The sequence below is a fragment of the Haemophilus seminalis genome (genome assembly GCF_006384255.1).
Taxonomy (GTDB): Bacteria; Pseudomonadota; Gammaproteobacteria; order Enterobacterales; family Pasteurellaceae; genus Haemophilus; species Haemophilus seminalis.
In genome coordinates this window covers 336,044-355,275 of the sequence record NZ_VCED01000001.1, presented here as the reverse complement: position 1 = coordinate 355,275, position 19,232 = coordinate 336,044, and the positions used below count along the sequence as shown (strand labels likewise).

20 protein-coding genes are annotated in these 19,232 nt (G+C 37.2%); 15 read left to right on the top strand and 5 right to left on the bottom strand.

Going from position 1 to position 19,232, the window contains the following annotated elements; all coding sequences use genetic code 11:
- The first annotated feature begins 336 nt into the window (after positions 1 to 336).
- The 7 genes from rdgC to FE813_RS01690 are packed head-to-tail and all read left to right on the top strand — an operon-like array spanning position 337 to position 4,106.
- Entirely contained in the window at positions 337 to 1,233 is an 897-nt protein-coding gene (gene rdgC, locus FE813_RS01720; protein ID WP_139989230.1) for a recombination-associated protein RdgC, read from the top strand.
- On the top strand, positions 1,230 to 1,475 hold the full coding sequence (locus FE813_RS01715) for a hypothetical protein (protein WP_139989229.1): 246 nt from the start codon (positions 1,230 to 1,232) through the stop codon (positions 1,473 to 1,475). The genes rdgC and FE813_RS01715 overlap by 4 nt, the downstream gene beginning before the upstream one ends.
- Positions 1,472 to 1,819, top strand: a complete 348-nt coding sequence (locus FE813_RS01710) for a hypothetical protein (protein ID WP_139989228.1) — start codon at positions 1,472 to 1,474, stop codon at positions 1,817 to 1,819. Before FE813_RS01715 ends, FE813_RS01710 begins: the two co-directional genes overlap by 4 nt.
- A complete protein-coding gene (locus tag FE813_RS01705; protein WP_139989227.1) occupies positions 1,804 to 2,301 on the top strand; it encodes a class I SAM-dependent methyltransferase in 498 nt (165 codons plus the stop codon). The genes FE813_RS01710 and FE813_RS01705 overlap by 16 nt, the downstream gene beginning before the upstream one ends.
- Entirely contained in the window at positions 2,298 to 2,777 is a 480-nt protein-coding gene (locus tag FE813_RS01700) for a DUF551 domain-containing protein (protein WP_139989226.1), read from the top strand. The genes FE813_RS01705 and FE813_RS01700 overlap by 4 nt, the downstream gene beginning before the upstream one ends.
- 41 nt (positions 2,778 to 2,818) lie before the next feature.
- Entirely contained in the window at positions 2,819 to 3,061 is a 243-nt protein-coding gene (locus FE813_RS01695) for a hypothetical protein (protein WP_048952983.1), read from the top strand.
- A 13-nt stretch (positions 3,062 to 3,074) separates the two neighbouring features.
- A complete protein-coding gene (locus FE813_RS01690) occupies positions 3,075 to 4,106 on the top strand; it encodes a tyrosine-type recombinase/integrase (RefSeq protein WP_139989225.1) in 1,032 nt (343 codons plus the stop codon).
- A gap of 148 nt (positions 4,107 to 4,254) precedes the next feature.
- Here FE813_RS01690 and rplY read toward each other — a convergent pair whose 3' ends face one another.
- Positions 4,255 to 4,542, bottom strand: coding sequence for a 50S ribosomal protein L25 (rplY, locus tag FE813_RS01685; RefSeq protein ID WP_005633680.1), 288 nt, complete (start codon positions 4,540 to 4,542; stop codon positions 4,255 to 4,257).
- Between the two features lie 225 nt (positions 4,543 to 4,767).
- Between rplY and FE813_RS01680 the strand changes: the two genes are divergently transcribed.
- On the top strand, positions 4,768 to 5,364 hold the full coding sequence (locus FE813_RS01680; protein WP_139989224.1) for a DedA family protein: 597 nt from the start codon (positions 4,768 to 4,770) through the stop codon (positions 5,362 to 5,364).
- Between the two features lie 569 nt (positions 5,365 to 5,933).
- On the opposite strand, the gene FE813_RS01675 is transcribed toward FE813_RS01680, so the two are convergent.
- Entirely contained in the window at positions 5,934 to 7,136 is a 1,203-nt protein-coding gene (locus FE813_RS01675; RefSeq protein ID WP_373366632.1) for a YadA family autotransporter adhesin, read from the bottom strand.
- Positions 7,137 to 7,623: 487 nt separating this feature from the next.
- Between FE813_RS01675 and fbp the strand changes: the two genes are divergently transcribed.
- The gene (gene fbp / locus FE813_RS01665) at positions 7,624 to 8,625 is read left to right on the top strand and encodes a class 1 fructose-bisphosphatase (RefSeq protein WP_139989222.1); all 1,002 of its coding nucleotides are present in this window, start codon (positions 7,624 to 7,626) and stop codon (positions 8,623 to 8,625) included.
- Between the two features lie 81 nt (positions 8,626 to 8,706).
- On the opposite strand, the gene FE813_RS01660 is transcribed toward fbp, so the two are convergent.
- From FE813_RS01660 to rsmI, 3 genes are all read right to left on the bottom strand, one after another.
- Entirely contained in the window at positions 8,707 to 9,261 is a 555-nt protein-coding gene (locus FE813_RS01660) for an NlpC/P60 family protein (protein WP_139989221.1), read from the bottom strand.
- A gap of 121 nt (positions 9,262 to 9,382) precedes the next feature.
- Positions 9,383 to 10,831 carry a metalloprotease TldD gene (gene tldD, locus FE813_RS01655; RefSeq protein ID WP_139989220.1) on the bottom strand — a complete coding sequence of 483 codons (1,449 nt, stop codon included), beginning with the start codon at positions 10,829 to 10,831 and terminating at the stop codon, positions 9,383 to 9,385.
- Between the two features lie 102 nt (positions 10,832 to 10,933).
- Positions 10,934 to 11,785 (bottom strand): 16S rRNA (cytidine(1402)-2'-O)-methyltransferase, encoded by an 852-nt coding sequence (gene rsmI / locus FE813_RS01650; RefSeq protein WP_139989219.1) that lies wholly within the window; start codon positions 11,783 to 11,785, stop codon positions 10,934 to 10,936.
- 71 nt (positions 11,786 to 11,856) lie between these two features.
- Between rsmI and FE813_RS01645 the strand changes: the two genes are divergently transcribed.
- The 6 genes from FE813_RS01645 (at position 11,857) to FE813_RS01620 (ending at position 19,227) form a co-directional block, all read left to right on the top strand.
- A complete protein-coding gene (locus FE813_RS01645) occupies positions 11,857 to 13,584 on the top strand; it encodes a penicillin-binding protein activator (protein WP_139989218.1) in 1,728 nt (575 codons plus the stop codon).
- The gene (locus FE813_RS01640) at positions 13,584 to 13,943 is read left to right on the top strand and encodes a YraN family protein (protein WP_139989217.1); all 360 of its coding nucleotides are present in this window, start codon (positions 13,584 to 13,586) and stop codon (positions 13,941 to 13,943) included. Before FE813_RS01645 ends, FE813_RS01640 begins: the two co-directional genes overlap by 1 nt.
- A 12-nt stretch (positions 13,944 to 13,955) precedes the next feature.
- A complete protein-coding gene (locus FE813_RS01635) occupies positions 13,956 to 14,540 on the top strand; it encodes a D-sedoheptulose-7-phosphate isomerase (RefSeq protein WP_139989300.1) in 585 nt (194 codons plus the stop codon).
- A gap of 56 nt (positions 14,541 to 14,596) precedes the next feature.
- On the top strand, positions 14,597 to 15,178 hold the full coding sequence (dolP, locus tag FE813_RS01630; RefSeq protein ID WP_139989216.1) for a division/outer membrane stress-associated lipid-binding lipoprotein: 582 nt from the start codon (positions 14,597 to 14,599) through the stop codon (positions 15,176 to 15,178).
- A gap of 244 nt (positions 15,179 to 15,422) precedes the next feature.
- Positions 15,423 to 17,693 carry a class 1a ribonucleoside-diphosphate reductase subunit alpha gene (gene nrdA, locus FE813_RS01625; RefSeq protein ID WP_139989215.1) on the top strand — a complete coding sequence of 757 codons (2,271 nt, stop codon included), beginning with the start codon at positions 15,423 to 15,425 and terminating at the stop codon, positions 17,691 to 17,693.
- Entirely contained in the window at positions 17,659 to 19,227 is a 1,569-nt protein-coding gene (locus FE813_RS01620; RefSeq protein WP_139989214.1) for a P-loop ATPase, Sll1717 family, read from the top strand. Before nrdA ends, FE813_RS01620 begins: the two co-directional genes overlap by 35 nt.
- Positions 19,228 to 19,232 lie beyond the last annotated feature (5 nt).

Sequence of the window (19,232 nt, the reverse complement as noted above, 5' to 3'; positions counted from 1 at the left end):
TTGGCAATCTAAAGCTAAGGCGAGTATCGATGGTGCGATTGTTTGTGTGTATCGCAATGATGATGGAGAGCTAATTCATATTAAAGCATCAAAGGTCGGTGAAAATAACATCAAAGCTGATACTTGGTACACGTTAGATGCGTTTGGTGAGTTTATTGAGGTTAAAGATGACTAAAAAACTATATAGAAAACCTATCTATGGTGGTGATGGTGAGGAAATTGGCTATTACCTTATGGATAATGATGGGTTCTTGGTTGAAGAACACTACTACGAAGATGATGCTTAAAATCTGCCGCTATTAATTAGCGGCTTTTTATTTATGAGGAATAATAAAAATGTACTGGTTTAAAAATGCAATTATTTACCAATTAACAAAACAAATAGACTTTGAGAATATCGAGAAACAACTCAAAGAATGTGAATTTACTCCGTGTGATTCAGCAGACGTTAGCCATTTCGGTTGGTCTGCTCCGCTCGCCACCAGCGAAAGCCTAGCTCATCAAGCGGACGGAAGAATCTTACTTGTAGCTAAACGAGAAGAAAAGATTTTACCTGTGGAAGTTGTGAATCGTGAACTCAATAAACGAATCACTGCACTTGAAGAAAAAGAACAGCGAAAATTAAAGAAAGTAGAACGATTATCCATAAAAGATGATGTGATAGCTACCCTACTTCCGCAAGCGTTTTCTCGTATCAAAACGACCGCACTTTATATCGACACATTGAAACAACTTATCTTTGTTGATGCAGCATCAAGTAAAACAGCCGAAGATGCACTTGCACTTTTGCGTAAATCGCTCGGTAGCTTGCCAGTAGTACCGTTGGCGTTTAATAGTGCACCATGTGAAGTGATGACAAAATGGGTTACAGATACTGCGCCCGATTGGCTAATCTTGCGTAAGGAAGTGGAAATCCGCGAAAAAGAAGATCTTGGCGTTATTCACTGCAAGCAAAAAGATGTTGAAGACGAGGAAATTATTGAGATTGTTCAAAATGGCTTGATCTCTAAACTCGCGCTTGAGTGGGAAAACAACCTTAAATTTATCTTGGTTGAAGATGGCACGCTGAAACGACTGAAGTTTGACGACAATATCATCGAGAAGAACGATGACATTGTAAAAAAAGATGTGACAGCTCGTTTTGATGCAGACTTTGTTTTAATGGCGAGCGTGCTTGGCAAAACAGTGGATAGCCTAACAAAAGAATTCGGCGGGATTAGGGATAGATTATGAGATTACTTAAACGGCTAGCTGAAAAAGTCCTAATGGAAGATCTTAGTCGATTAGATAAACATATTGATAAATCTATCGAACTCCATGAGTTGGAGCTACGAAAATTGGGTGAATTAATTAAAAGTCTGAAAGCTGAGAATGATCAACTAAAACTGGAAAATACAAAGCTTGAAACTGAGCTTAGAGCGATAAAACAAGAACGTATTTTAAGTAAACTTAAAAAGAAAAGAAAACGTAAATGAATGAAATTAACATTAATATCCCCTACTCAAGATTTGTAGATATTTTCTGCTGCTATTTTTATGTGCGCATGAATAGCGGTGACCCATCGGCTGTTACTCGAGCGTTAGATGACGCTAAATACAATTGGCTTATGTTTGGGTCTGAGTTACGAAATGACATTATCCGAATGGCGGAATCGGCATACTATCCTGCGGTAGTTAATAACTACGTAAATAATTTTGTTGAGTGGGCCAAAAGTCAATTTAATGCACCACAAGACTACAACACGCCTCGGCCGCTTGTTGATGTATTGCCGGTAGTTGATTTAAAGCCGTACGGGGATAAAAAATGCAACAAAAAATAATTTTAGATGCGTGCTGCGGTAGTCGGATGTTTCATTTTGACAAACAAAATCCACACGTTTTATTTGCCGATAATCGCACTTTTGAAGGTACGCTATGCGACGGCAGACTGCTAAAAGTGGAGCCTGATGTAATCCATGATTTTACAGATATGCCGTACCCGGACAAATCATTTAAGTGCGTGATTTTTGATCCACCTCACTTAATAAAAGTCGGTGACAAATCTTGGTTAGTCAAAAAATACGGGCGGCTTGACGAGGATTGGCGAACGCAGCTTAAAAAAGGTTTTGATGAGTGTATGAGGGTGCTTGATGACGGCGGATCGCTTATTTTTAAGTGGGCGGAAACGCAAATAACAGTAAGTGAGATTTTAAAAGTTATCGGTGTAAATCCAATAATTGGACACAAATCTGGGCGCCTGAATAATACACATTGGATGTTGTTTGTGAAAGGTGCTAGTTATATAGGAGATAATACAAGATGAGTAAATACTTTAGTTATGACGCGATCGATGTGAATTTATATGTCCACGACACCGCAAAGGAGGCTAAACAAACCGCGTTAGATATTGCCGAGGATGGATATAACTTAAGTTCAGACCAGTGTGACGGACTTTCAAAAGGTTCGCAGGATTTAATCAAAAGTATTTGTTATGGCGTAATCCTTGGCGGGATTGATTTACCTGTTCGCCAGACCTCTGTTGAGCAAGATGGAGCGGATGCAGTGGCGAAATTTAAGTATATGGCGCAACCTCCGGTTATTGTTGAGTATGAGCAAAATAACGGATGGATTAAGTGTTCGGAGCGGTTGCCAAAACCAAATAAAAGAGTTTTGGTTTGTAACCAAGACAATGAAATTCGGTGCGCATTATATCAAGAATTAATTGGTTTTGGTTACATTCCTCTTTATGGCGAAGTTACACATTGGCATCAACTACCACAACCACCAGAAGATGAATAACAAACCACCGCTCTTATGGGCGGTTTTTTATTGGAGAATATATGGGAAGAGAATTTTTTGATGAATACTGCAGTCCAGAATTATTAGCGTTAATAACTGGATATGTTTGTCCTAAATATCAGATGAAAAGCTTAAATGAATTCGGAATTCCTTTCCTTCACCCAAAAGGAAATAGAAAATTCCCGCTTGTGTTACGATCTGATGGTGACAAAATTTTGAAAGGTGAGAAAGTGCAGCCGATTACACAAACAAAGGAAAGACGGCGGTCTGCAGTATTAAGTTAGTAAGGGGGATATTATGGCACGTCCAAGAAAACGAATTAATCAAGGATTGCCACAAGGTTTAGTGTGTCGGAATCGAAAAAGAGCGGATGGCTCAATCGTAGTTTATTACTACTACACGATGGCAGATAAAAAAGAAGTTGCTTTAGGTAAAGATAAGCACATCGCTATTCTGGAAGCAGCAAAGCTTAATATGCAGTATCTGACGAAAAAAGATAATATCCTTTTTATTGAAGTGCTTGAGCGATATGAAAAAGAAGTTGTGCCGCTTAAAAAAGCGAAGAACACTCGAAACTCAAACATTCAGGCAATAAAGAAATTACGCCAATACTTCCAAGATCCACCATTTACCCTTGATGAAATACAGCCTATACACATTCGTGAATATTTAGATTGGAGAAAAGATGTTAAACCAACCGCAAATATCGAAGTTGGGTTATTTGGCCACATTTGGAGCATGGCGAGAGAATGGGGTTACACTGAAAAGATTAGCCCATCAACAGGGGTTAAAAAATTCAAAGTGAATTACCGTGATGTGTACATTGAAGATTATATCTTGGATAAAATCTACGACTGCGCCACAGGTGATATGAAGGACATTATGGATGTGATGTATTTAACCGGACAACGCCCAATAGACGTGGTAAAAATCCATAGTTCACACATCTACAACGATTTACTGCATATTACACAGCAAAAAACAGGTAAACGTGTTGCGATTAAAGTTATAGGTAAACTAAAAGAGATTATCGACAAGCGGATCACTGAAGAAAATCAGTTTCTGTTTACGAATAAATGGGGGCGAAAGCTCGAGCGGAGATCACTTACAGATTATTTCAAAGATACACGTAATGCGGCATCAAGAAAATATAAAGAGCTAGCCGAAGAGATCAACCAAGTGCAATTGAGAGATCTTCGCGCGAAAGCAGCAACAGACCTTTCATTAATGATTGATGATGAACGAGCAAGAAAACAACTTGGCCATACTTCTGCACGTACCACTCAACATTACATCAGAAAAGAAAAACCACTCAATCCAACCAAATAAAAAAGGCTCTTCAAATAAAGGGCCTTTTTTTGTCACAAATCACGTTCCGAAACGTTTTTGAAACTCATTGATTTTATTAAAATTTAAAACCTAAAAATAAGAAAAGGTTTCGGAATTAAAATTGACTTTAGATAGCGTAAATACTGGATTATGCTCTTTTGAAGTCAATGTGAACCAATTTTGGTTTGAATGGGTGACGTTGCATTGCTTGTACTTTAACTGCAACTTCTTTACCACCGATCACTAAAGTAATCACTTCAGAATAGAAAGATTCATGAGCTTGCGCGTTGTTTAATTCATCATGGTTTAAGATGATTGAAACTGGCTCTTCGCTGCCACCATAAACGATTGCAGGGATTTGACCATTGTGACGCAGGCGGCGGCTCGCACCCTTACCTTGCGCTGTACGAACTTCAGCGTTAAATTTAAATGCCATTTTAATGTTCTCTTTAAATTAATGTTAAAAGAAAGAAAATTGCAGGCGACCCAGCAATTTTCCAAATATTGCTCTCAAAGACAAGCATTGAGCTATACTTTGAGACGGCGAATTATAGAATATCCCTCTTTTCAAAGCAAACTTTTTCTAGGCTTTTTACCCTGAAAAGATTAGAATGCTTAGCAGTTTTTTACGATATTTATAAAAAAATAAAGTAGGAAGATTATGGAATTTCTGATTGGATTTTTTACTGAGTACGGCTATTGGGCTGTTCTTTTTGTTTTAATTATTTGCGGATTTGGTGTGCCGATTCCAGAAGATATCACCTTGGTTTCTGGTGGTGTTATTGCGGGACTTTATCCTGAAAGTGTTAATTCACATTTAATGTTACTCGTCAGTATGATTGGCGTGCTTGCGGGTGACTCCACCATGTATTGGCTTGGTCGTATTTATGGCACAAAAATTTTACGTTTTCGCCCAATGCGTAAAATCGTGACATTACAACGTTTAAGAATGGTGCGTGAAAAATTCAGCCAATATGGCAACCGAGTGTTATTTGTCGCACGTTTTTTACCAGGTTTGCGTGCTCCAATTTATATGGTCTCTGGCATTACTCGCCGTGTAAGTTACACACGTTTTGCCTTAATTGATTTCTGTGCTGCTATTATTTCTGTGCCAATTTGGGTTTATTTAGGCGAACTTGGTGCAAAAAATTTAGACTGGTTACATGCTCAAATCCAAAAAGGTCAAATGGTGATTTATGTGCTTATCGCTTTACTTGCCCTATTTCTGTTCTGGAAATGGAAAAAATCAAAAAAATAAGCATAGTAATCAAATAAAAGAGCGGTTAAAAAATTCTGTGTTTTTTAATCGCTCTTTTTATTTAAATGGACTATAAATTTCTCGCCTTCAGATAATTTTCTACCATATCTACGATGAATAAAAAGTGAAATTTTAGATTTAAGTATGCGATGATTTACACACTATATGATGGAAATAGCCAACTATTTGATTTTAATTATTAACAAATTATTTATCTAATTAATATCTATTTATTCCAACGATAACATAGCATTTTATTCGCTCATCACTAAGAAGCCCTATAATAAAACCTTTCAGAAACAGATTTAATCGAAAAACTGAAAAAATCGCCTATTAAAAGTAAAATTAAACACAAGATCAACCGTACAGGATAAACGAAAATTTGTGTATGTAACGTTGGAATAAAGTAGACATGGCTAAATAAAGTAGGCAAAAATACCGCACTTAGATGAACAATCAAAGTGCGGTATTTTTTTATCAAGTTTTTATTGACGATAAAATCTTACTTATTTCAAGATAAAAATAAGCCTCCGTATTAACGGAGGCCTAACGTTATTTATAGGCAATAATTACCAGAAATAAGATACACCAGCACCAGTACTTAATTGTCCTTGAGTATTTGCGCCTACTGATAATTTCACACCATATTTACCATTATCAGAAATACGTGAATACCCTACGGCTACCGCTGCCTCACCATGATGTTGACCTATAGCAGCCATCGCAGCTGATTGTCCTGGTTTATGAGGTTGCATTAAGTTAGCTGCTGCCATTGCACCCGCTACACCTGCATTCATACGTTTGCCTAATTTATTAATTTGGCCTTGTAAGTTATTAATACGGTTACCTACGCCTTGAGCCACTGAGTACAACTGACTACCGTTAATCGCATCCGTTGAAGTTGCAGAAATTTCACCTGCCGCTACGTTTTGAATACGACGCTCATTACCTGCTGCACCAACAGAAACTACGCCATCAGCAGTTGCACCTTCAAAACCGCCGTAAACCATATTGCCTACGATAGCTTGTTTCACAGTACCTTTTGAGCCTGCTGTTATGCTTGTACCTCTAGTGCCATCTTGTTTGATGTTATTTAAAGTAGCTGTTGCAGAACCATCACCAGCTGTTGCAGTTGATTTAGTTCCTAAGATAACTGAATTTTCCACAATGTGTTTTACTTCATTACCTAATACAAACGTATCATTTGTTGCAACAGTATTATTGTTACCCACTGAGTAACTACTGTTACCATTAATAATACTTGGATCACCAAATGCACCAGAATTATTACCGGTCACGCGGTTACCTGTACCAATACTGATTGAATCATTACCCGTTACAACAGAATTGAAACCTATTGCTACTGCATTTGTTCCATCTGCTTTTGAGCGAGAACCAATTGCTGTCGCAAATTTACCACTTGCACTTGAGTCAAAGTCATTCTCCGTTTCCACTTTAGGACGATCTACACCATCATTAGAGTGGAAGAACTTAATACCTTGCTCATTCATATTATGGACTGCTTCAACAACAGAGTTAGTGATAATTTCTTTCTGACCTTGTACGTTATAGGTCTTCAAGATTGGTGTACCATCCTTATCAACAATAATATCTTTGTACTCTTTAGTCGTTTTTGAACCATCTGGGTTAGTTACTGTTGCTGTAATATTTTTCACTTCAGGCACGTTACCACGACTTAATGCATAAATTTGCGCACCATTTACCGCATCAGTGCTATTTGGTGAAATATCACCCGCAGCAACCCCAGTAATCTTAGTTGGTACTTTACCATCCGGACCACTTACATTGATGTTACCCTCTGCAGTAGATGAAATCTTAGGCCCTTTATCACCACCAAACTGTACGGTATTGAATTGAACATCGTCTTTAGTTGCGTAAGTAACTTTACTATCTGTGTCTTGTTTGCTCCATTTTTAGACCGCAGATTGTAGTTTATTTAAGCAAAACACGATGAAATTTTGTAAGTTTTAGATAACAAAAAGAACAAAATAGAAAAGTGCTGGTAATTTTGGAGGATTTTTATTAGCTGCAATTATGGCAACTGAAGTTTATTCGGCACGCCAATTCAAAAAAATGGCTCCAATATGAATTAACAAATAAGTGATAGCTTCTAAAAATTACAACAATTAATGTGAAATTTTTGTGATAAAGATCTCATTCTGATAATCTATCATTAGAGTTTACACTCCAAATTCCCTATAATTAATCAACGTATTGTGAAAAACTAAAAGGAAAATTATGAAAACATTGAGTGAATTTATCGTTGAACGCCAAGCAGAATATCCAAATGCAAAAGGGGAATTGAGCGGTATTTTGTCGTCAATTCGTCTTTTAGCGAAAATTATTCACCGAGATATTAATAAAGCGGGCTTAACAAATATTCTCGGCCAATCAGGTGTTGAAAACGTACAAGGCGAAAGTCAGATGAAACTTGATTTATTCGCCCATAACACGATGAAAGCGGCATTAATGGCACGCGAAGAAGTGGCTGGTTTTGCATCTGAAGAAGAAGAAAGTTTTATCGCATTTGATACGGAACGTGGACGCAATGCCAAATACATTATTTTAACGGATCCCCTTGATGGTTCTTCAAATATTGATGTAAACGTATCCGTCGGTACAATTTTCTCTATTTACCGTCGTGTATCTCCAATTGGCACTCCAGTCACCTTAGAAGATTTCTTACAACCAGGGAATAAACAAGTTGCCGCGGGTTATATTGTTTACGGTTCATCAACTATGTTGGTATATACCACTGGTAATGGGGTTAATGGTTTTACTTATGACCCATCAATCGGTACATTCTGTCTATCACACGAAAATATGCAAATGCCAAAAACTGGCCGCATTTATTCCATCAATGAAGGGCAATACCTCAAATTCCCACAAGGTGTGAAAAAATATATTAAATATTGCCAAGAAGAAGATAAAGCGACTCATCGTCCTTACGCCTCTCGCTATATTGGTTCACTTGTAGCAGATTTCCACCGCAACTTATTAAAAGGCGGCATTTATATTTACCCAAGTGCAACCAACTATCCAAATGGAAAACTCCGTTTATTATATGAAGGCAATCCAATCGCATTTTTAGCAGAGCAAGCGGGCGGTGTAGCAACAGATGGTTATCGTCGAATTTTAGATATCGAACCAACCGCACTTCATGAGCGTATTCCATTATTTGTTGGTTCAGAAGATATGGTGAAAAAAGCGCAAGAAATGATGGTAGAATTTAAAGAATAATAACCCCCCCTAGACTAAAGAGGGGATTTTTATCAATAAACCGATCAAAAAACCGAACTTAATGTTCGGTTTTCTTTTTCATTACATGATACGGCGCGATTGAGTGTAAGTTCTAGCCCAGTATTCTTCATCAAGGGAACTTATCGTCACACCTTGCCCTGTACTTGCGTGCATAAATTGGTTGTTACCAATATAAACACCGACATGGTTATTTTTACGGAAGAAAACTAAATCGCCTTTTTTCAACTCTGATTTACTAATTTGTTTACCCAAATAACGTTGTTCAGCCGTAGAACGAGGCAACTCAATGCCAAATGCTTCAGAAAAAGTCGTTTGCATAAATGCAGAACAATCAATACCACGTTTAGTTGTACCGCCCATACGATAAGCGGTTCCCACCCATTCATTATACACACCAGCTAAAGCCTTATCACCCATTAAAGCTGATGAACGGTTTGTTCTCACTTTATGGAAAATCCCTGAACGATTATTACCTTTTTCTAAATTACTAATCAAACCCGTTAATTGAGCATCATCACTCTCTGAAATAACCTGATGATTTGCCGTTCGTGGGCCATTAGAACAAGCGGTTGCGAGTGTCGCTAAACCAATAATAACTAAAATTCTTTTTAACATAATTTAAAATAATTAAAAGATATAAAATAAGATTCTGCCCGAGACTATCAAAATTTGAATAAGATTGCCAGTAAAAATCCAATTTTAATGGAATTTTTGTGATCTTTTGCACAATTTTGGTTTAATTTGTACCACCAACGGTAATTTCATCAATTTTTAGTGCGGGCTGTCCAACACCGACTGGCACACTTTGCCCCTCTTTTCCACAAACCCCGATACCTAAATCGAGTTCTGATTTATCTGCAACCATAGAAATTTTTTGCATCACTTCAATACCGCTACCGATTAAAGTTGCGCCCTTCACAGGTTTCGTGATTTTTCCTTTTTCAATTAAATAAGCTTCTGAAGTAGAAAATACAAATTTACCAGACGTAATATCCACTTGACCGCCACCAAAGTGCGGTGCATAAATCCCCTGTTCTACAGAAGTAATCAAATCATCAAACTGACTTTGGCCCGCAAGCATATAGGTGTTAGTCATTCTAGGCATTGGTAAATGGGCATAAGACTCACGACGGCCATTCCCCGTAGGTGCGACGCCCATCAAACGGGCATTCATTTTATCTTGCATGTAACCTTGCAAGATCCCATCTTTGATGAGTACATTGCATTGACTTGGTACACCTTCATCATCAATAGTTAATGAACCTCGACGATTTTCAATCGTGCCATCATCCACAATCGTACATAACGGTGAAGTCACTTGTTCACCAATCTTGCCTGTAAAAAGTGAACTTTCTTTACGGTTAAAATCACCTTCTAAACCATGCCCAACAGCCTCATGTAACAGCACACCTGGCCAACCAGCACCTAATACAACAGGCATTAATCCTGCTGGTGCTGCAACTGCACTAAGGTTTACTAAAGCTTGACGAACCGCTTCTTTAGCAAATCGTACTGCTCTAATATCGCCATCAATCACTTCAAAGAACCAATCTAAACCGAAACGCCCACCAGAACCACAGCTGCCTCGTTCACGTTTTCCATTTTCTTCTACTAATACAGAAATAGATAAGCGAACTAAAGGACGAATATCTGCAGCTAGCGTACCATCCGTCGCCATGACTAATATTTCTTCATAAACGGAACTAAGACTTGCTGATACGCGGGTTACGCGATGATCTTCTGCGCGTGCTGTACGATCAACTAAATGTAATAGCTCAATTTTTTTCTCTTTAGTCAAACTTTCCAAAGGATTAATCGCTGCATAACGAGTAATAGGATTTACAACATTAAAAGCAGATGGCGAAATCAAATTCCCCTGTTTTACTTGCGCAATTCCCTTTACCGCCTCCGCACATTGCTGCAAAGAAGCAAGATTAATTTGATCGGCATAAGCAAAGCCTGTTTTCTCACCAGAAACTGCTCGCACGCCAACACCACGATCAATATGAAAACCGCCTTCTTTTATAATCCCATCTTCCAATACCCAACTTTCATCTTGGCTAAGTTGAAAATACAAATCAGCATAGTCAATATTACGATGCGACATCATATCGAAAATATTGAGCAATGCTTTAGTTGAAAGATTACTTGGTGTCAGTAATGTATTTGAAACTTGGTTTAACATATTTTTTCCAGTCTAAAAGTAAATATCTTGTAAGAACTTGTGTCTGTTTGGTGCAACAGCACAGATTAAAATTGGATGAATAAAGTGCGATTGATTTTGAGGTTACTTTTCCAAATGCTCTAATCCAAATTGATACAAAGCATTCTTCTTATAACCATACAACTTAGCAACAATAGCAGCCGCTTTTTTTAGCGGTAATTCTTCTGCAATTAATTCAAGCGCCTTCACCGCTTGTGGGGAGATTTCATCGTTATTGTCAGACTTTGGTTTGCCTTCCACAATCAAAACCATCTCGCCTTTTGTACGATTGGGATCTTCTAAAAGCCATTCTCGTAAATTTTTAATTGTATTCCCCGTAATCATTTCCCAAGTTTTAGTAATTTCACGGGCTAACACAATATATCGTTCTTCCCCCAGCACCGATTGCATATCTTCTAGCGTATCTAAAATACGGTGAGTGGATTCATAAAAAATCAAAGTGCGGTCTTCTTTTGCGATATTTTCTAATTTATCTTTGCGGGCTTTACTTTTTGCTGGTAAAAAACCTTCAAAACAAAATCTATCAGAAGCAATCCCCGATGCGCAAAGTGCGGTAATTGCCGCACATGCACCGGGCAAAGGAACAACGCGAATGCCTGCCTCACGGCATTGACGAACTAAATGAAAACCAGGATCACTAATTAATGGCGTCCCCGCATCAGAAATCAAAGCAATATGGCTACCTTGCTTGAGTTTTTCCACCAAAATATGGGCTTTTTCTTGTTCATTGTGATCATGCAAAGCAAAAAAAGGCTTTTTGATACCGTAATGACTTAATAAAAGGCCACTATGACGGGTATCTTCTGCTGCAATTAAATCCACTTGAGTAAAAGTATCTAAAGCACGCTGGGTAATATCCTGTAAATTGCCAATCGGTGTGGCAACAATGTATAAAATTCCGGTTAAATCAGTCATTTTTGTTTGCTTTTAAGTTATGAGATAAGTAAGATCTACCACAACTATTGTCTGTTCATAATGGAGCGAGAATGTCTATTCTATTACAAGGCGGACGTTTTAAAAAACGTTTAATGCCAATTTTATTGTCAATGGCCTTAGCTGGCTGTTCAAATCTACTTGGCAGCAGTTTTACACAAACTTTACAACAAGATGCGAATGCAAGTTCTGAATTTTATATGAATAAATTAGGACAAGCACAAGAACTTGAAGATCAACAAACCTATAAATTGCTCACGGCTCGCGTATTAATCAGTGAAAATAAAGTTGAACAATCTGAAGCTTTATTAAGTGAGTTAGGTGAATTAAATGATGCGCAAAAATTAGATCGTGCATTAATTGAAGCGAGAATTTCTGCTGCAAAAAACGCCAATGAAGTGGCTCAAAATCAATTACGTGCATTGGATTTAAATAAATTAAGCCCGTCACAAAAATCTCGTTATTACGAGACCTTAGCGGTTGTTGCTGAAAACCAAAAAGATATCATTGAGGCCGTCAAAGCGCGGATAAAAATTGATGAAAATTTAACAGATGTACAACGTCGTCAAGATAATGTTGATAAAACTTGGGCATTGTTACGTTCATCAAATACTGGCGTAATCAATAATGCTTCAGATGAAGGCAACGCAGCTTTAGGTGGTTGGTTAACCTTAATCAAAACCTACAATGATTATATTCGTCAACCCGTTCAATTAAGCCAAGCATTACAAAGTTGGAAAAATGCTTATCCAAATCATGCAGCCGCAACCTTGTTCCCTAAAGAATTGCTTACATTGCTGAATTTCCAACAAACGAATGTGTCACAAATTGGTTTATTATTGCCATTAAGTGGTGACGGACAAATTCTTGGTACCACCATTCAATCGGGTTTCAACGATGCGAAAGGTAACTCAACCATTCCCGTGCAAGTATTTGATACCTCAATGAATTCTGTACAAGATATCATCGCGCAAGCGAAACAAGCGGGGATTAAAACGTTAGTGGGTCCATTACTAAAACAAAATCTTGATGTAATTTTGGCGGATCCAGCACAAATTCAAGGTATGGATGTGCTTGCATTAAACGCTACACCAAATTCTCGTGCAATTGCTCAACTTTGCTATTATGGACTTTCACCAGAAGATGAAGCAGAGTCAGCAGCCAATAAAATGTGGAATGATGGAATTCGTAGTCCACTGGTTGCAATGCCACAAAATGATTTAGGGCAACGAGTAGGTAATGCCTTTAACGTACGTTGGCAACAACTTGCTGGTGTCGATGCGAATGTTCGTTATTATAATCTACCTGCTGATGTCACCTACTTTTTACAACAAAATGGTGAAAATACAACCGCACTTTATGTGGTCGCCAATCCAGATGAACTGGTCGAAATGAAAGGCTATTTAACGAATAGTGCACCAAATTTACGTATTTATGCGAGCTCACGCTCAAGCTCCAATGCCACAAGCAGCAATCCTGAGTTTGTCGCTCAAATGAATGGTGTTCAATTTAGCGATATTCCATTTTTTAAAGAAACCAATTCACCACAATATCAAAAACTCGCTAAAACAACTGGCGGTGAATATCAATTAATGCGTTTATATGCAATGGGGGCGGATGCTTGGTTACTCATCAATCAATTTAATGAATTGCGCCAAGTACCAGGATATCGCTTAAGTGGTTTAACCGGCATTTTAAGTGCGGGTACAAATTGTAATGTTGAACGCGATATGACTTGGTATCAATATCAAAATGGTGCAGTTGTACCGGTCGCAAACTAATGTTTTCTTTAAAACGTCAACAAGGGGCGAGCTTTGAGCATCAAGCTCGCCTTTTTTTAGAATCAAAAGGCTTAAAATTTATTGCAGCTAATCAAAATTTCAAATGTGGTGAACTTGATCTTATTATGAATGATAAAGGAACCATCGTTTTTGTTGAAGTTCGCCAGCGTTCTAATCATACCTTTGGCTCGGCGATAGAAAGTGTAGATTGGCAAAAACAACAAAAATGGTTGGATGCGGCAAATTTATGGCTTGCAAAACAAAATATGAGCTTAGAAGATGCCAATTGTCGTTTTGATTTAATCGCCTTTGGCAAAACGCCCCAAGATATTCAATGGATTCCTAATTTTCTCGATTAATGGCTTTTTATGATGTTACAAAAAGTAAAAGATATTTATAGCGAAAGTATTCAAATTCAAATTGCTGCATCCAGTATGCTTTCGGAAAATATTGCTAACGCTACCCAAATGGTGATGCAATGTTTGCTAGGTGGAAATAAAGTGATCGCTTGTGGCGTGTCGCGCTCTTATGCCAATGCGCAATTTCTCGTATCTAACTTACTTAATCGATACGATTTAGCAAGACCGAGTTTTCCCTCTGTGCTCTTAAGTTTAGAAAGTGCGGTGGGTTCTTCTCTTGTTTTTGAACACTCGCCTGAGGAATTGTATTGTCATCAATTTAATGCCGTTGCCAAACCAGGCGACTTACTTATTGCTTTTGCACCTTTGGGAACAGAAAAAATTGTACTAAACACTATTTCTCATGCAGTAAATAAAGAAATTAATGTCATTGCACTCACTGGTTCTAATAACGATGCAATTCAAGGAATTTTAGCTGATAGTGATTTAGAAATATCGATTCCAGCAACCAAAGAAAGTCGGGTCTTAGAAAACCATCTTTTTGTTATCAATGCCCTTTGTGAATTAGTTGACCATACGTTGTTCCCAAGTGCTTGACAGCACAATAAATCAATTTCAAACTAGCAGTAATTTAATCTCAAAAGGAGTTAATTATGACATTATCCCCGTTAAAAAAACTGGCTATCGTGCTTAGCACAACATTCTTTTTACAAGGTTGTATCGTTGCCGCTCTAGGTGGTGGCGCCGCAGCGGCTAAAGTAGGTACTGATCCTCGAACAGCAGGCACACAAGTAGATGACGAAACACTCGAATTCAAAGTAGAAAATGCCGTTGAAAAAGATGCTCAAATCAAAACTGAAGGTCGTGTAAATGCAGTGTCTTACAATGATCGAGTACTTTTAATCGGTCAAGTTCCCAATAGTGGCGTAAAAGAAACAGCCGCAGATCTTGCAAAAGGCGTTGAAGGTGTCAATGATATTTATAACGAACTGACTATTGGCCCGAAAATCTCTTTTGCACAAATCAGCAAAGACAGTTGGATTACTACGCAAGTCAAATCAAAAATGTTAGTCGATGGTCGAGTTAAAGCAACCGATGTTAAAGTTATTAGCGAAAATGGAGAAGTTTTCCTACTTGGTACCCTGACACACGCCCAAGCTGATGCGGCCGCAGACATTGCGAGTAAAATCAGTGGCGTGAAAAAAGTAATTAAAGTTTTCAAATATCTAAACTAATCTTCAAAGTGCGGTAAAAATTCAACGAATTTCAACCGCACTTTTCTCATTTTTACAAGTAAAAAATTTGATTTTTTTGCTCTTCGAAAAAACCGTTTATTTTTAAATAAGTTACCTATTGTCAATAATTCAAGCAAAAAATTTATTGCTTGATCTCAAGCAAAAAACACATTACCTTGTGCTTGATTTTATTACAAACACTATATCTTGTGTTTAACATCGCCATAATAACAAGGGTCGTACAATGAATAAAAGCTTAATGGTAACCAAGCGTGATGGCACGCAAGAACAAATCAATCTTGATAAAATCCACCGTGTTATTACATGGGCAGCAGAAGGTCTAGACAATGTGTCTGTTTCCCAAGTTGAGCTTCGCTCACACATTCAATTTTATGAAGGCATTCGTACTTCAGACATTCACGAAACCATTATTAAAGCAGCCGCAGATTTAATCAGCAAAGATACGCCTGATTATCAATTTTTAGCTGCTCGCTTAGCGATTTTCCATTTACGTAAAAAAGCCTACGGTCATTTTGATCCCCCTCGTTTATACGATCACGTCAAAAAATTAGTGCGCATGGGAAAATACGATCATGCCTTATTGGATGATTATACCCGCGAAGAATGGGATGAAATGGACAATTTCATCGACCATTGGCGTGATATGACATTCTCTTATGCTGCCGTAAAACAATTAGAAGGTAAGTATTTAGTACAAAACCGTGTGACGGGAGAAATCTACGAATCAGCACAATTCCTCTATTTACTGGTTGCCGCAAGTTTATTCTCTAAATATCCAAAAGAAACACGTTTGGATTATGTGAAACGTTTCTACGATGCAACATCTACCTTCAAAATCTCCTTACCAACGCCAATTATGGCGGGGGTGCGCACACCGACTCGTCAGTTCAGCTCTTGCGTATTAATTGAATGTGATGACAGCTTAGATTCAATCAATGCAACGGCATCAGCTATTGTGAAATATGTTTCACAACGTGCAGGGATTGGTATCAATGCTGGTGCAATTCGTGCATTAGGTAGTGAGATTCGTGGCGGTGAAGCATTCCATACGGGTTGTATTCCATTCTATAAATATTTCCAAACCGCGGTAAAATCTTGCTCACAAGGTGGCGTTCGTGGCGGTGCTGCGACACTTTATTACCCAATTTGGCACTTAGAAGCAGAAAGCTTACTTGTATTAAAAAATAACCGTGGTGTAGAAGACAACCGCGTTCGTCATATGGATTATGGCATCCAATTAAACAAATTAATGTATCAACGCTTAATTAAAGGTGGCGAGATTACTTTATTCAGTCCATCAGATGTACCTGGACTTTATGAAGCATTCTTTGCGGATCAAGACAAATTTGAAGAACTTTACGTAAAATACGAACAAGATCCAACTATCCGCAAACGCACCGTCAAAGCCGTTGAGATTTTCTCTTTATTAATGCAAGAACGTGCATCAACAGGCCGTATCTACATTCAAAACGTAGACCACTGTAATACTCACTCTCCGTTTGATCCACAAGTGGCACCAGTTCGCCAATCTAACTTATGTTTAGAAATCGCGTTACCAACGAAACCACTTCAGCACATTAATGATGAAAATGGAGAAATTGCACTTTGTACTCTTTCTGCATTTAACTTAGGTAAGATTGAAAACCTAGATGAATTAGAAAAACTTGCCGATCTTGCTGTACGTTCACTTGATGCATTATTAGATTATCAAGATTACCCTGTTGTGGCGGCAAAACGTAGTTCACTTGCTCGTCGTGCATTAGGTATCGGTGTCATTAACTATGCTTATTATCTTGCAAAAAATGGCGTTCGTTATTCTGATGGTTCAGCTAACGATTTAACTCACCGCACTTTTGAAGCCATTCAATATTATTTATTGAAAGCCTCTATGAACTTAGCAAAAGAGCAAGGTGCTTGCGAATACTTCAATGAAACCACTTATGCAAAAGGCATTTTACCTATTGATACCTATAAGAAAGATTTAGATGCCTTAACGCAAGAGCCATTACGTTATGATTGGGAAAGTTTGCGTAAAGATATTCAAGAATTTGGTTTACGTAACTCAACATTAACCGCCTTAATGCCATCGGAAACATCATCGCAAATTTCCAATGCGACTAATGGTATTGAGCCACCGCGTGGTCATGTAAGTATTAAAGCGTCAAAAGATGGTATCCTAAAACAAGTTGTACCTGAATACGAAAACTTAAGCGACAACTACGAATTACTTTGGGATATCCCAAGTAATGACGGCTACTTACACCTAGTCGGTATTATGCAAAAATTCGTAGACCAAGCGATCTCTGCCAACACCAACTACGATCCGAAACGTTTTGAAGACGGTAAAGTACCGATGAAAGTGTTGTTAAAAGATCTTTTAACCGCTTACAAATACGGCTTAAAAACTCTTTACTATCAAAACACCCGTGATGGTGCCGAAGATGCTCAAGAAGATCTTGATGACGGATGTGCTGGTGGGGCGTGTAAGATTTAACCTATGCGAGGAAATAATGAGTAATTTTAAATTAAAAGATTTGCAATTAGGTAATTTAGATGCAAAAAATGAACTAATTGAAGATACTGATGATGTTAGAGATATTTTTATTAATTCATACGTTATACCTCCTAATTTTAACTTTCAAAAATTTTATGAAAGACAACGATACTTTATAACTGGGCTAAAAGGCACAGGAAAAACAGCTTTACTTAGATATATATCTATAAAACTAGAGGAAGACCCAGATACTTATTCAAAGTTTATATTATTTAAATCAGATCTAGGAAATAAAGATATCAGTGCAGGACTGAGTAAAACTAATGTGTATGATACGGATAATATTAATGAAGAAAAAGATTATAAAGATCTTTGGCGCTGGTTCATATACTCTGAAATAGTTTTTTTTCAAAATAAAAAAGAAATTGAATTATTTCAGAGAAATAACACATGGAGTATCTTCTCAAAAAAAGTTTTAGCAATTAAAAAAACATCAAGTTTATTTCCAAAGATAAAAAATGGAAATTTATCAATATCTCTAAAATTATTTGAGCATACTGAATTATCTGCTCAATTAGGATTTGATAAAAAAGAAGATGAAATTAAGATAGATTTCAAAGAGTACATATACGAAATAGATGAACTTTTTGAAGAATTAGAGTCATCCACTCAAAACCTTAATATATTTTTTGATGAGCTCGAACTTAACTATATTAAAAAGAAACAATATAAAAAGGATGCAAATTTAATTAAAGATCTAATACTTTCAATAGAAAAAATCAATGGTATTTGCAGAAGAAAGAGATTTAATGTATTTATATATTCAGCTATACGTTCAGAAGTACTGCTAGCAATTTCAGGAGATGAACTAAATAAATCATTATCTGACTTTGGAGAAAGTCTGTCTTGGTATGGTGCAGGAAATGATGAAAATCAGCCATTACTTAATGTAATAACAAAACGCCTAGCCTACCAACTTAATTGTCAAGTAAAAGACGTGTGGAGCAACCTATTTCCACCCAAAATACAAAGGGATGATACTCGAAAATATATTCTTCATCATTCTTGGTATAGACCTAGAGATATCGTAAGATTTTTGACTCTTGCACAAAAACAAGGTGGAGAAAAAGAAAAATTTGAACACGAAATGTTTGACTCTATACAATATGACTACTCTAGTTCATCTTGGAATGAATTAGTTGAAGAGTTAAGAGTGAGATATTCAGGCAGTGAGATAAATGGTATCCAGCGTATATTTAATGGATTCAAAGAGTTTTTCACCTATAAAGACTTTGAGGAAAGAATTACATATATCAGAAACCATTTCTCTGAGACCGAAAATGAAAAACACTTATTAGATAAGGATATAAAACCATTATTAGAAATATTATATCGAATTGGCTTTATAGGTAATGTATTTAATAAGTTTAATAGAAATATGTATCAATTTTCCTTCAGAGGAAATCCTAATATAGATTATGAAAAAGATTTTATAATTCATAAAGCTGTAAAAAGATATTTAGGTTTAAAATAATTCAA